Origin of the sequence: Sinimarinibacterium flocculans (assembly GCF_003201205.1) — a bacterium.
GTDB lineage: Bacteria > Pseudomonadota > Gammaproteobacteria > Nevskiales > Nevskiaceae > Solimonas > Solimonas flocculans.
This window is the reverse complement of sequence record NZ_QICN01000005.1, coordinates 118206-131947: the sequence shown is the minus strand read 5'-3', so window position 1 is coordinate 131947 and position 13742 is coordinate 118206. Positions and strand designations below refer to the sequence as shown.

Below are 13742 nucleotides of genomic sequence, written 5' to 3'. Positions count from 1 at the left end.
GGCGCCCGCTTTCCCGTGCGAGATGAGGAGAGACGCAATGAGGCTTCTCAAATGGCTGCCCGTGTGCCTGCTGGCGCTCGGGCTCGCGGCCTGCAGTTCCGACGACGAGGGTGACGGCGGACTGGCCGACAACCCGCGCAAGCTGATCTCCCTGTTCGATCCCGTCGCTGCCAGCGCGGTGATTCCGTTTCCGAACGACGGGCTGTTCGGCACGCCTGCCGACGGCACCCTGAACATCCCCAACGGCACGAACGCGCCGTTCGTCGCTGCCGCGAACCGCCTCGACGGTTTCTCGACGGTGGCCTCGGCCTTCACCGACCTGATCGGTGAAGTCGATCTGGCCAGCGCCAATGCGCCCGGCAGCATCGTCATCATCAACACCCGCACGCTGCAGCCGCTGGTGCCGGGCACGGACTACCGCGTGCAGTTCTCGACCGCGATCGACCCGGTGACCGGGCGTCCGCTCGACGCGCTGCGTTCGCGCCTGCTGATCGAACCGTTGCGACCGCTGGCGCCGTCGACGACCTATCTGGTCGTGGTCACGCGCGCCCTGCAGTCGGTCGAAGGCGTGCCGGCCGAACCGGCGGACCTGTTCCGCGTGCTGCTGTCGTCGCAGACGGTCGACGAGCAGCTCGTCGCCGGCAACGAGCCGGCGCTCACCCTGCTCAGCGAGGCCCAGCGCGCCAGCCTCGAAGGCATCCGCCAGCTCTACCAGATGCGCATCCTGCCGCCGCTGGCTTCGGCCGGGCTGCCGGCCGAAAGCCTCGTGATCGCCTGGCCGTTCACCACCCAGTCGATCGGCGCGACCCTGTCGCGGCTGCAGGCCGGCGTGCAGCCGCAGGCGCTGACGCTGGTGGCCACCGGTCTGACGACGCAGGACGTGATCGCGCAGCTGCCGCCCGTGGCCGACCTGTATGTCGGCAGCATCTCCCTGCCGTACTACCTCGCCGATGCGACCGCGACGGCCGACGATGCCGACGAGTCCTTCTTCGTCGGCGGCGCACCGGACAATCCGCTCAACAGTTTCTGGCGCGCCGATGCGGCGGTCCGCGGCGACGGCAATGCGCCGGTCGGCGTGCCCTGTGCAGTGCTGCAGCCCAGTGAAAGCACCACGGCCTGCTTCCCGCAGCCGCGCGCCCGCGCATCCCAACGGGTGCCGGTGCTGGCGACGATTCCGAACGCCAACAGCGGGCGCACCGCGCCCGAGAACGGCTGGCCGGTCGTGATCTTCCAGCACGGCATTACCGGCAACCGTTCGCAGATGCTGGCACTGGCCCCGGCGCTCGCCGCGGCGGGATTCGCTGTCGTCGCCATCGACCTGCCGTTGCACGGTCTGCCCCCCGGCGACGCCCTGCGGGCAGCGACCGAGCAGTTCCCGGAACCGCTGAGGCCGCGTGAGCGGACCTTCGATCTCGACCTCGTGACCAACGCCACCGGTGCACCGCCGGCCGACGGCACGCCCGATCCGTCGGGCACCCACTTCATCAACCTGTCGAGCCTGCTCACCAGTCGCGACAACCTGCGCCAGGCCGAGGCCGACCTGATCACCCTGTCGGCCTCGGTCGGCGGCAGCGTGATTCTCGGCGGCAACCTGCAGCCGGCGGGCATCGCCTTCGACGGCGACAGCGTGCGCTACGCCGGTCACTCGCTCGGTGGCATCGTCATGGGCACCTTCCTCGGCGTCGAGCCGGGCAATGCACCGGCGGTGCTGGCGATGCCCGGCGGCGGTATCGCCAAGCTGCTCGACGGCTCGGCGGCCTTCGGTCCCACGGTTGCGGCCGGCCTCGAGGCTGCCAGCGGCGGCAGCATCGTCGAGGGCAACGACACCTACGAGACCTTCCTGCGCTTCGCCCAGCAGGTGATCGACGATGGCGATCCGCTCAACTACGCCGCCGCGGCCACGGACAATCGTCCGCTGCTGATGTTCGTCGTGCGCGGCGATGCCGTGGTGCCGAACTGCACCGTGGCCGGCGACGAGGGCTGCCCCGCCACGGACACGATTCCGATCTCGTCCTTCCTCGGCGGCAGCGATCCGCTGGCGCGTGCCCTGGGCCTGTCCTTCGTGCCCGGGCCGGCGCAAGGGGATGGCTTCGACGTGCCGATCGCACCGAATCTCTACTTCAGCGGTCCGCCCGAGATCGGCCTGCGCACGGTCGTGCGCTTCAACCAGGGCGATCACGGTTCGATCCTGAGCCCTGCCGCGAATGCGCAGGTGACCTGCGAGATGCAGACCCAGGCGGCAACCTTTCTCGCATCCGCAGGGCGGCAGCTGCCGGTGGGCAACTGCACCGGCGGACAGTGAACGAGGAGGACACGACAATGAAAAGAACCCTGATCGCGCTCGCCGCCACCGCACTCGTCTCGGCCGGCGGTACCGCCAGCGCCCTGAGCACCGAGCTCGCCGGTGTCGACGTGCGACTCGACAACAAGCTCTCGCTCGGTGCGGCATGGCGCGTCGAGTCCCGCAGCGACACCCTGGTCGGTCGTGGCAACGGCGGCCAGGCCTTCTCGACCAACGGCGACGACGGCAATCTCGCGTTCGACTCCGGCGACGTCGTCGCCGCCGCCGCGAAGATCACCTCGGACCTGACCCTGAGCAAGGGCAACTTCGGCGTGTTCCTGCGCGGCACCTACCTGTTCGACCAGCGGCTGAACGACTACGACTTCTTCAACCCGGACAACTACTACACGCCGACACCGGGCGCGCCGGACGTCGGCGTCGGTCTGACGCCGACCGGCCGGCCGTCGGAAGTGCCGATCTCGGTGTTCAACCAGCGCACCGATGCCTCGCGCGACTATCTGGGCAACAACGCCGACCTGCTCGACGCCTATGTCTTCGGCAGTCTCGAGCTGGGCTCGCGGTACATGGCCTTCAAGATCGGCCGCCAGGTGCTGAACTGGGGCGAGTCGACCTTCGTGCTGCACGGCATCAACAGCCTGCTGACCTTCGACCAGAACAAGCAGCGCGTGCCGGGCTTCGAGATCGAGGAACTGCTGCTGCCGACGGCGCTGGCCTGGGCATCGATCAGCGTCACCAGCGGCGTCTCCGTCGAGGCCTTCTACCAGCTCGACTGGGATCACACCGAGATCGACGCCGCCGGCTCCTTCTGGTCGACGAACGACTTCGCCGGCGTCGGCGGGCAGCGCGCGAACCTGACCTTCGGCCTGCCGCCGGAGAACTTCCCGAACACGACGATTCCGCGCGCGCCGGATCGCGAGCCCGGCAACAGCGGGCAGTTCGGCGGACGGCTGAGCATGCTGCTGCCGTACTTCAACGACATCGACCTGTCGCTGTACGCGATGAACTACCACAGCCGCCTGCCGCTGATCAGCGGCACCTCCAAGGCGAGCTTTGCGGCGCCGGCGTCCACCGGCAGCTACTTCGTCGAGTATCCCGAGGACATCCAGCTCTACGGCATCTCGTTCAATACCGTGGTCGGCGGCTGGTCGCTGCAGGGCGAGTACAGCTACAAGGTCGACCAGCCGCTGCAGCTCGAGGATGTCGAGGTGCTGCTGGCCGGTGTCGGCCTGCCGAGCCAGCTGACCGGCGACCCGGACTTCGGCGCCGCGCTCGGCGGGCAGTACCTGCGCGGCTATCGTCGCCACGACGTCAGTCAGGCCGACATCGGCGTGACCTACGCCTTCGGGCCGTCCGAGATGATGGGCTGGGACCAGGTGCTGTTCATCGGCGAGGTCGGCGGCGTCTACGTGCATGACCTGCCGCCCAAGGACGAGCTGCGTTACGAGGGGCCCGGCACCTACACACCCGGTGATGCCTATGTCGCCGCGCTGGTCTCGGCGTCGACGCTGCCGGCGCTCGGCTCGGCAGTACCGCAGCAGACCGAGGGCTGGGCGGACGCGATCTCCTGGGGCTACAAGATGGTCGCCCGTGCGCAGTACAACAACGTGCTCGGCCGCTTCCGCGTCGAGCCGACCCTGCGCTTCGACCACGACGTGCGTGGCGTGACGCCGACGCCGATCACGAACTTTGTCGAGGACCGCCGGCTGATCTCGGCGAGCGTGGCCGGGTTCTACCTGCAGTCTTGGTCGCTGGAGGCGGGCTACACCCGCTACTTCGGCGCGGGCCGCTTCAATCTGCTGCAGGACCGGGACTTCATGAGCCTGGTGGCGAAGTACGCGTTCTGAGGCCGAGCCTGGCAGCGGCGCTCGCCGCTGCCAGGCTCGGCGCTGCGGTCCAGTCCGGAGATTCCCCCATTTGGGCGGCGCCCGATTGCGCTAGGCTCCGGCCTTTACCGAATCCCCGGAGTCCGATCATGCGTTCCGTTCTCGTCGTCGGCAGTGCCGCGCTCATCGTCGCCGGTTGCGCGCTGGCACCATCGTCCTCCACGCCGGCGGCGCCGACCGCCGCACAGATCGAAGCCGAGACGCAGCGCATCGACGCCTGGTTCGAGGCGCGCTACGAGGAGCAGCTGCAGTTCAGCCCGATCCAGATGACCTTCCTCGGCCGCAAGGATCTGTACGACCAGCTCGACGACCTGTCGATCGCGGCCGAGGACGAACAGCTCGCCTGGCAGAAGGCCAGCGTCGAGCAGATGGAGGCGCAGTTCGACTACGCACTGCTGTCCGAGGAGGCGAAGCGCTCCTACGACATCTGGAAGCAGCAGTACGAGCGCGCCGCCGCCGGGGTGCCGTTCCGCGCCAACCGCTACGCCTTCCAGCAGATGAGCGGCACGCAGTCGTTCCTGCCGACCTTTCTGATCAACTTCCACCGTGTCGACGATGCCGCCGACATGCGCGCCTACATCGCCCGCATCGGCGAGGCCCAGCGCGCGATCGACCAGCTGCTGGTGCGGGCACAGGGTGCTGCGCGTCTGGGCATCCGCCCGCCGCGCTTTGCCTACGAGGGCGTGCTCGACCAGTCGCGCAAGGTGATTGGCGGCGCACCCTTCGAAGAAGGTAGCGACTCGGCGATCTGGGCCGACATGCAGGCCGAGATCGCTGCGCTCGAGGAGAAGGGTGCGATCGACGCCGATACCGCCGACGCCCTCGAGGCGGAGTCGCGCGCGGCGCTGCTCGAGCATTTCGGCCCGGCCTATCGCAAGCTGATCGCCTGGGTCGAGTCGGAGCTGCCGCAGACCGCAGTCAACCCGACGGGCGTCAGCACGCATCCGAACGGCGAGGCCTACTACGCCTACCGCCTCAAGCTCATGACCACCACCGATCTCACGGCCGAGCAGATCCACGAGATCGGCCTTGCCGAGGTGGCGCGCATCCGCGACGAGATGATCGCGCTCAAGCAGCGCGTGGGTTTCGACGGTGACCTGCAGGCCTTCTTCACCTTTATCGCCACCGATCCGCGCTTCAAGTTCCCGAACACCGACGAGGGGCGCCAGGCCTACATCAGTGCGGCGACGGCGGCGATCGACAACATCAAGAAGGAGCTGCCGAACTGGTTCGGTCTGCTGCCCAAGGCGGATCTGGTCGTCAAGCGTGTCGAGGCCTTCCGCGAGCAGGACGGCGCGGCGCAGCACTACTATCCGGGCACGCCGGACGGCTCGCGGCCCGGCGTGTACTACGCGCACCTGTCGGACATGAACGCGATGCCGATCCCGGAACTGGAAGTCATCGCCTATCACGAGGGGCTGCCCGGGCATCACATGCAGATTTCCATCGCGCAGGAGCTCGAAGGCGTGCCGCAGTTCCGCACCCAGGCCGACTTCACCGCATACACTGAGGGCTGGGGCCTGTACGCCGAGTGGCTCGCCAAGCAGATGCCCAACACCTACCAGGACCCGTACTCCGACTACGGCCGTCTGACCTCCGAGATGTGGCGCGCCGTGCGTCTGGTGGTCGACACGGGCCTGCATGCCAAGGGCTGGACCGAACAGCAGGCGATCGAGTACTTCGACGCCAACACCTCGATTCCGGCGGCGGCGGTGCAGTCCGAGGTACGGCGCTATCTCGTCATTCCGGGACAGGCGACGGCGTACAAGATCGGCATGATCAAGATCCAGGAGCTGCGTGCGCTGGCCGAGGCGCGGCTCGGCGAGGACTTCGACATCCGCGGCTTCCACGACGCGGTGCTCGGCGGCGGCGCCCTGCCGCTGGACATCCTCGAGCGGCGCGTCACGCAGTGGATCGAGACGCGCGAGCGAACCGCCGCGGGCACCTCCTGATCGCGGACCTCGCCGCTATGGCGTGACCCGCAGCAGGCGCCCCTCGGCGTTGTCGGTCAGCAGGTAGAGCGCGCCGTCGGGGCCTGCGCGCACGTCGCGGATGCGCTCGCCGAGTTCCCGGAACAGGATGTCCTGCTGCCCGGGCCGGCCGTTGCGCATCGGTACGCGGCGCACGCTCTTCTCGGCCAGCGCGGCGACGAACAGGCTGCCGCGCCATTGCGGGAACAGCGTGCCGTCGTACCAGCACATGCCCGAGGGCGCGATCGACGGCGTCCAGTGCGTCAGCGGCGGCGTCACGCCCGGCCATTCGCGGTAGGGGGTGATGCGCGCGCCGGTGTAGTCGACCCCGTGGGTCGTGATCGGCCAGCCGTAGTTGGCACCGGCTTCGATGCGGTTGAGTTCGTCGCCGCCGCGCGAACCGTGCTCGTGCGCGTACAGCGTGCGGTCGCGGCTCACGTAGACCAGACCTTGCGGATTGCGATGGCCGTAGCTGTAGATCTCCGGGCGTGCGCCCTCGCGGCCGACGAAGGGGTTGTCGTCGGGAACGCGGCCGTCGCGGTGGACGCGCAGCAGCTTGCCCAGGTGGGTATGCAGGCGCAGCGCATCGGTGCGTTCGAGATTGCCGTCGCCCATGCCGACGACCAGCGTGCCGTCGGCGAGCAGGGCCATGCGGCCACCCAGATGCTGCGTGTGCGACTTGGCCGGTAGCGTCGTCAGGATCGGCGTGACCTCGTGCAGCGCAGTCCCGTCGAAGCGCGCGCGCACGACGCGCAGATGATTGGCCTCGACGCTGCCATGCGCGAACGACAGATAGAGCAGGCCGTTGTCGGCGAAGTCCGGGTCGAGCATCACGTCGAACAGCCCGGCCTGACCGCTCGCGAGCACCGGCGGCAGCCCGGAGACTGGTTCCGCACGCAAGGTCGGTCGGCCATCGGCGCCGGGCTCGATCACGCGCAGGCGACCCGGACGCTCGGTCACGAGCATGCGGTCCCCCGGCAGGAAACCCAGCGCCCAGGGAAACTCGAGTCCATCGATGACCGTGTCGACGCGATAGTCCGCGGCCTGGGCCTGGGCCTGGGCCGTCAGCAGCAGTGCGAACGCCAGCGCACGCAGCGCGGTGATGGGGCGGGTGAAGCTCGGCATGGTCAAGAGGGTGGGCTCCCGTCGATGCCGCGGATGCGGCAATATCCACGACATCATGACGCAGGACACGACCCGATGACGACGCCCGCTTCCACGTGGACCCGACGTCTGATCGCCTTCGTTGCCGCGCTGCTGCTGGCTGGCGCCTGGGGATCGGTGGTGCAGACCCAGTTCAACCTGCAGGCACTGACGCCGTTCGTGGACGTGCCGCCGAGCGTGCGCCTGATGACGACACTGCAGGATCTGGCCGGCTTCGGATCGCTGTACGCCCTGATGCTGCTGGTCGCCTGGTTGCCGGCGTTCCTGGTGGCCATGCTGCTCGCGCGACGCTGGCCTGCCGCACGCACCGCCCTGTTCGCGCTGGCCGCCGGTGTCGCGGTGATCGTCGCGATCCGCGCGACGGATGCGGCCGTGCCGCCGCCGGTGCTGATCGACGCGACGCGCAGCCTTGCCGGGCTGCTGACGATGGCGCTCGGTTGTGTCGTCGCCGGCGCGCTGTTCGCGCACTGGACGCGGCGTCCGGCGTGATCGCGACCGGGGCGCCGCCGGGCCGTCATCGGGGTTTCATCGCCGCACGCTAGCCTGCCGCGCTTTGCTTTCGGGGCGGCGATGAAGCGACGACACTTCCTGCAGGCCGGCCTCGCGGTCGCCGGCACCTTCGGTCTGGGACCCGCCTTCTGGCAGCGCGCCTACGCCGCGCCGGCGCAGGCCGGGCCGAGTCCCTACGGCGAACTCATCGGGCCGGATGACAACGGTCTGTGGCTGCCGCCGGGCTTTCGTTCGCGGCGGATCGCCGAGGCGTATTCGCCGGTGCCGCTCGCCGCCGGCGGCGCCTCGCAGTACGTCTGGCATCGGGCGCCGGACGGCGGCGCCGTCTTTCCGCAGGATGACGGCGGCTGGATCTACGTCTCGAACTCCGAGGTGCCGATCATCGCCGACGAATGCCTCGATGCGCCGCTGTCGCGTTTTTGCCGGGACCAGGGCGGCGTCGGCGCGATCCGCTTCGACGCGGCGGGCAACGTCGTCGATGCCTATCCCGTGCTGCAGGGCACGAACAACAACTGTGCCGGCGGACCGACACCCTGGGGCACCTGGCTGTCCTGCGAGGAGAATTTCCTCGGCTTCGTCTACGAGTGCGATCCGACGCGTCTGAATCCGGCGCGCCGTCTGCTGGCGATGGGGCAGTTCAGCCACGAGGCCGCCGCCGTCGATCCGGTCGGCCGGCGTGTCTACATGACCGAGGACACCGGCGACGGCGCGTTCTACCGCTACACGCCGGACCACTATCCCGATCTGTCCAGCGGCACGCTCGAAGTGCTGGTGCTCGACGAGGGCGCGCCGGTCAAGCGCCGCAACTACCAGCCGGAGCTCGATGCCTGGCGCGCCGCGCATCCGCTGGCGGACCCGCACGACGTGCCGTGGAAGGCGCTGATGCCGGGTGTGCGGGAGACCGCGACCGGTCGCGTGCGCTGGGAGGTCGTGCGCAACCCGCTCGGGCTGCCGCTGCCCACGCGCTATCAGGTCGAGAATGCCGCGGTGTTCGACGGCGGCGAGGGCTGCTGGTACGACAGCGGCAAGGTCTACTTCACCACCAAGGGCAGCAACCGCGTCTGGGTCTACGACACCGAGGCCGAGTCCATCAACATCCTCTACGACGCGGCCGATGCCGGCGACGCCGCGGTGCTGACCGGCGTCGACAACCTCGTCGTGCACCCGTACAGCCGCGACCTGTTCGTCGCCGAGGATGGCGGCAACATGGAGCTGGTGATGATCACGCACGACTCGCGCACGGTCGCGCCGTTCCTGCGCTATCCCGTGCCGCACTCGGAACTCGCCGGCCCGGCGTTCTCGCCCGACGGCACGCGCCTGTACCTTGCCAGCCAGGGCAAGCGCCACACCGTCGACGAGTCCACCGGCCAAGAGATCCGCGGCGAGATCTTCGAGATCACGGGGCCGTTCCGGCAGCAGGGGGGTGGCGGGCCTGATCCCCTCGGCGGTGGCGGCGGCCTCGGTCTCGGCGCGCTCGCACTGGTCGGCGGCGCGGCGCTGGCTGCGCTGTTGCGAGGCGAGGCAGACTGAGCGTCCACAACCGGGAGGGTCATGTGATGAAGATGCGTGCGATGTTGATGGCCACCGCGGCCTTGCTGCTGGCTGCGTGCAGCGGAGACGGCAGCGATTGCGCCAGCGCGGAAGAGGAGCGGGCCACGGCGTTCCAGCAATGGACGGCCGCCGTCGAGGACGCGCGGGCGTGCGAAACCAATGACGACTGCGTGAGCTATGGCGGCCAGCCTCAGTGCTTCCTGGGCTGCGGCTACGCCGTCAATGCCGCGGAGGTCGCGCAGTTGCAAAGCCTAGCATCCGCCCTGCAGGGACGCATCGACCAATGCAATGCCGGACCCTGTCCGGTGCCGACCTGCGCGCCGCGCCCGTCGGGGGTGGCCTGCATCGAGCAGCGCTGCACCTTCGCCGACACGCGCTAGACGCTGCATGCGACTGCGCCCGCACGGGCGGGCCTCGCGGCCTGCCCGTGCGATCCTCACCCGCCTCCCAGCACCCGTCCTGTCCATGAGCGTCTTGCATCTGATCCGAGCGCAGCGTCTGTCCGTGCTTCTGCCTGCATTGCTGCTGAGCGGCTGTGGAAGCTCGGAAGCGCCGGGCGGCACCGCGCCGCCCCCGGCCTCCTTCGTCGCCGTGCCTTTCGTGTCCGCGCATCGCGGCGGTGCCGCCTACGCACCGGAGAACACGATGCTCGCCTACGAGAACGCCGCGCGCCTGGGCGTCGACGATTTCGAGGCGGACATGCTGGTGACGGCCGACGAGGTACTCGTGCTCATGCACGACGACACGCTCGACCGCACCACGGACTGCAGCGGCCGCGTCGCCGACCACAGCTACGCCGAGATTCTCGAATGCGATGCAGCCTACTGGTTCTCGCCCGGGCAGCCGACGACGAGTCCCGACGAGGCGCGGGCGCATCCGCTGCGCGGCACCGGCGTGCGCGTGCCGACGGCGGAGGAGCTGTTCGCGTTCGCCGCACAGTTCGAGGGCGACTACGCGCCGACGGTGACGATCGAGATCAAGATCAGTTTCGACGGCGTCGAGGGCCTGACCACGGCCGGGCTCCGCGCCGCGCAGCTGCTGGTCGGGCAGATCCAGGCCAGCGGCATCCAGGACCGCATCATCGTGCAGTCCTTCAATCCGCTGGCGATCGACGCGGTCAAGCTGCTCGACCCGACGATCAGGACGCTTTACCTGACACCGAGCGGTGCGCTGCTGAGCCTGAGCTACGCCACCCTGCGTGGGCACGAGTACGTCGCGCCGCAGTTCGCCTCGCCGGACCTGAACGCCGCGCTGGTCGACAGCGCCCATGCGCTCGGCAAGCAGGTCGTACCGTGGACCGCCGACAGTGAAGCCGACATCCGGCAACTGATCGACATGGGCGTCGACGGCATCATCACCAACTTCCCGGCATGCCTGCTGGCGATCCAGGGGCGTCTGCACACCGATCGTCTGACGCCGGCGGGCGGCGGCGACGCGCCGTCCTGCCGTTGAAGCGGCGCGTTTCAGCCTGACTTCAGGTGCGGTGCGGAAACTGGGCGTCGCGCGCCGGGTGTTCCATGCGCCCGGCGCCACCCATCCGCAACAGGAGGACGCCATGAACAGGATTCACCGCACACGCGCCGCGCACACTGCGCTGTCTGCAGCGCTCGCCGGCGTTTTCTCGTTCGCAGCGGCCGGTGCACTGGCCGCGACCGACGCGCCACCGGAGCAGCGCGCCGGCAGCATCGAATACCGCGTCGGCGGCATCGGCGCCGCCGAGGCCGAGACCATGCGCCGCCTCAGCAGCGAGTATCCGCTGACGCTGACCTTCGTCGAACGGGCGCCGGATGGTCGCAACATGTACACGGCTGGGGTCGGCGTGACGATCACCGACAGCAGCGGCAATGCCCAGCTGGAAACGAAGGCGCAGGGGCCGCTGCTGATGGCCGAGCTGCCGGACGGCCGCTATACGGTGTCGGCGACGCTGGGCGGCGATACCAAGACCCGCGAGGTCAAGGTGAGCAACGGTGAGCCGGAGCGTGTGGTCTTCGTCTGGCCGCAGCAGTCGCCCGATCCGCGACAGCTGAGCCGGCTCGACCCGTAAGCCTGGCGGCAACGACCGAATGACCCGACAGGGCCGGCGCGCAAGCTCCGGCCCTGTCGCGTGCGTCGCCGGATGACCGAATCAGGGTTCCGCGACGACGCGGCCCGACTCGCGCGAGAGCCACAGCACCAGCAGCCAGCCGGCGGCACTGACGCTGCCGAGCCAGATCAGGAATGCCGGCCACTGGCCGAGCGTCGCGAGTACGAGGCCCGGCACCAGCGCGAGCACTGCCAGCACGCGGCGTTCGCTGGCGGCAGCAGTCCGCTGCGCGCTGCGGCGGCTGCGCAGGCGCTTGGGATCGCGCAGCGCGAGCGTCAGCACGGGCAGCAGGCTGACGGCGATCGCGATCGCCGAATACAGGTCGGTGCTCATGTGCGCGCGGCTTCGTCCAGTTCGTCGTCGGCGGCGAGCGGCGCCGTCGCCGGCTGTGGTACGCGACGCAGCGTCCACAGGCAGAACAGGCCGCCGAGCACCACGACGATGTCGAAGGCGACCAGGGTCTGCAGCCCGGTGCCGAAGGCATCGGCCCAGCCGGGACCGCCGCTCGTCATCCGCAGGACCGGCAGGGCGATCAGCGCCAGCCCCGTGGCACCGAGCAGACCGCGCCGGGCAGTGGCCAGGGCTTCGACGCGCCACGCGACGGCGCAGGACGCCGCCAGCGTCATCAGAAACGTGCTCATCATCGCCGTGTTGACGTCGAAACCGAGCGCACGGCCGCCGAAGTAGGCCCAGGCAGCGAGCACCAGGCCCAGCGGCAGGCCGTAGCCGACGGCGTGGGTGGCCGCGGCGAGATGTCGCCAACCCCGCTGTGCCTGGCGGCGCGTGGTCCACAGCAGCAGCCCGGTGATGGAGACGTAGGCGCCGGCGAAGCCGAGCGCGAACCACACCGCCTTGGAGAACACGCCGGCGAAATTGCCGAAGTGCAGCGGCGACATCAGCGAGAACAGGGCGCTGCCGGTGGAATCGGTCAGCCCCAGCGACGGCTTGGTGTAGCGGAAACCGCCGTTGGCGCCACCGTAGACGTAGTTCGGGCCGAGCAGCTTGCCTTCGCGGTAGTCCATGAACATCGTCACCAGCGCGTCGGCACGGCCCCAGTGCTGTACCTGGACGAAACCGACCTGGGCGCCGGAGCGCTCGCGCGCGTCGGCGATCATCGCGTCGAGGTCGCCCATGACGGCAGGCGTCTCGTCGGTGGCCGGCGGATTGCCGATGACGGTCTCGATCATCCGCTCCTGGTCGCCGCCGAAGGCGACCATCGCCATCGCCGGAATGCCGAAGGCGCTGCCGAAGCTGAAGTAGCTGCCGGTGAAGGCGAGAACGAAGGCGAACGGCAGGTTCCAGGTGCCGGCGATGACGTGCGTATCGCGCGCCGTCAGCAGCCGGTCGCCGCGGCGACGCAGCGTGAACAGTTCGCGGATCAGGTGACGGTGCACGACGAAGCCGGTCACCGCGGCGACGAGCATGGCCAGTCCGAGCACGCCGGTCAGCAGCAGGCCCCAGGGGTGCGGCAGATGCAGGCGCACGTGCAGGTCGACCATGAAGTGGGCGAGCGCGTTGGCATCGTCCTGCGCCTCGATGTCGTCGCCGGTGCCCTCGACGCGCTTGATCATCGCGCCGCTGGACGGGTCGAACTCGGCGGCCACGCCGCGTTCGCGCGGCGTGCCGTCCTCGCCGGTCTCGTGCGCATGAAAGAAGGCGTACAGACGATTGCCGGCGCGCGGGAAGAAGAACAGCTCTTCGTGGAACGCCGGGTCGACCGTTTCGGCGAGTCCGCGGATCATGCCGTCGGTCCCCGGCGGGAAGGGGTCTTCGACCCGTGCCGGCAGCGGGCTCGACCAGTCGCCGATCTCGGTGGCGAACACCGATGCGACGCCGGTGAGGATCACCGCGTACAGCAGCAGGCCCAGGAACACGGCCGACCATCCGTGGATCGCGAGCAGGGTCTTGGCGCGTTCCTGGCTCAGGCGGATCATGCGAAGGCTCCCGGTTGCAGCAGGTGGGCGGCGATCAGCGCGGCGTGGGCAAGCGCGAGCGCGGAGACGACACCCCAGGCGCGGCCGAGCCGACGATCGAGACAGGCGTAGAAGAACAGCCCCGCCCAGATCGCCGGGAACAGCACGATCGGCAGGACCACGTTGTCGATCTGTGCGGGCCCCTTCGGCAGCCACAGCGCGCCGCCGCACATCACCAGCGCGGCACAGACGAAGACGACGGGCCCGGCGAGGGCGACGCGCGACCACAGGCGGCGGCGTTCGCTGCTCATGGGCGACTGGCGCTTCGACGCGACGGCGGACGGGGGAGGGGGCAGGACAGGAGCA

The 13742-nt window shown here is 69.5% G+C and carries 12 protein-coding genes; 8 read left to right on the top strand and 4 right to left on the bottom strand.

Translation table 11 applies throughout. The features are described from left to right. Window positions 1-37 precede the first annotated feature (37 nt). From C8D93_RS10970 to C8D93_RS10960, 3 genes are all read left to right on the top strand, one after another. Window positions 38-2302, top strand: coding sequence for an alpha/beta hydrolase (locus tag C8D93_RS10970; protein WP_110265242.1), 2265 nt, complete (start codon window positions 38-40; stop codon window positions 2300-2302). Window positions 2303-2319: 17 nt separating this feature from the next. Further along, window positions 2320-4146 carry a DUF1302 domain-containing protein gene (locus tag C8D93_RS10965; protein ID WP_110265241.1) on the top strand — a complete coding sequence of 609 codons (1827 nt, stop codon included), beginning with the start codon at window positions 2320-2322 and terminating at the stop codon, window positions 4144-4146. Window positions 4147-4274: 128 nt separating this feature from the next. Beyond that, complete coding sequence (locus tag C8D93_RS10960; RefSeq protein WP_110265240.1) at window positions 4275-6137, top strand: DUF885 domain-containing protein; 1863 nt, start codon at window positions 4275-4277, stop codon at window positions 6135-6137. A 15-nt stretch (window positions 6138-6152) separates the two neighbouring features. Here C8D93_RS10960 and C8D93_RS10955 read toward each other — a convergent pair whose 3' ends face one another. Further along, on the bottom strand, window positions 6153-7280 hold the full coding sequence (locus C8D93_RS10955; protein WP_110265239.1) for a PQQ-dependent sugar dehydrogenase: 1128 nt from the start codon (window positions 7278-7280) through the stop codon (window positions 6153-6155). A 75-nt stretch (window positions 7281-7355) separates the two neighbouring features. Here C8D93_RS10955 and C8D93_RS10950 point away from each other — a divergent pair, with 75 nt between their 5' ends. From C8D93_RS10950 to C8D93_RS10930, 5 genes are all read left to right on the top strand, one after another. Continuing rightward, window positions 7356-7808, top strand: coding sequence for a hypothetical protein (locus C8D93_RS10950; RefSeq protein WP_110265238.1), 453 nt, complete (start codon window positions 7356-7358; stop codon window positions 7806-7808). 81 nt (window positions 7809-7889) lie between these two features. Continuing rightward, window positions 7890-9359 carry an alkaline phosphatase PhoX gene (locus tag C8D93_RS20950; RefSeq protein WP_211307303.1) on the top strand — a complete coding sequence of 490 codons (1470 nt, stop codon included), beginning with the start codon at window positions 7890-7892 and terminating at the stop codon, window positions 9357-9359. A 26-nt stretch (window positions 9360-9385) separates the two neighbouring features. Next, window positions 9386-9760: a hypothetical protein gene (locus tag C8D93_RS10940; protein ID WP_110265237.1), complete on the top strand. Its 375-nt coding sequence runs from the start codon at window positions 9386-9388 to the stop codon at window positions 9758-9760. An 85-nt stretch (window positions 9761-9845) separates the two neighbouring features. Beyond that, a complete protein-coding gene (locus C8D93_RS10935) occupies window positions 9846-10832 on the top strand; it encodes a glycerophosphodiester phosphodiesterase (RefSeq protein ID WP_170123993.1) in 987 nt (328 codons plus the stop codon). Window positions 10833-10935: 103 nt separating this feature from the next. Continuing rightward, entirely contained in the window at window positions 10936-11424 is a 489-nt protein-coding gene (locus tag C8D93_RS10930; RefSeq protein ID WP_146216571.1) for a carboxypeptidase regulatory-like domain-containing protein, read from the top strand. Window positions 11425-11505: 81 nt separating this feature from the next. Here C8D93_RS10930 and C8D93_RS10925 read toward each other — a convergent pair whose 3' ends face one another. From C8D93_RS10925 to C8D93_RS10915, 3 genes are read right to left on the bottom strand one after another with little or no spacing between them, the layout of a single operon-like run. After that, window positions 11506-11796, bottom strand: coding sequence for a hypothetical protein (locus C8D93_RS10925; RefSeq protein WP_110265234.1), 291 nt, complete (start codon window positions 11794-11796; stop codon window positions 11506-11508). After that, window positions 11793-13397 carry a PepSY-associated TM helix domain-containing protein gene (locus tag C8D93_RS10920; RefSeq protein WP_110265233.1) on the bottom strand — a complete coding sequence of 535 codons (1605 nt, stop codon included), beginning with the start codon at window positions 13395-13397 and terminating at the stop codon, window positions 11793-11795. The genes C8D93_RS10925 and C8D93_RS10920 overlap by 4 nt, the downstream gene beginning before the upstream one ends. After that, a complete protein-coding gene (locus C8D93_RS10915; RefSeq protein ID WP_110265232.1) occupies window positions 13394-13687 on the bottom strand; it encodes a hypothetical protein in 294 nt (97 codons plus the stop codon). Before C8D93_RS10915 ends, C8D93_RS10920 begins: the two co-directional genes overlap by 4 nt. Window positions 13688-13742: the final 55 nt, after the last annotated feature.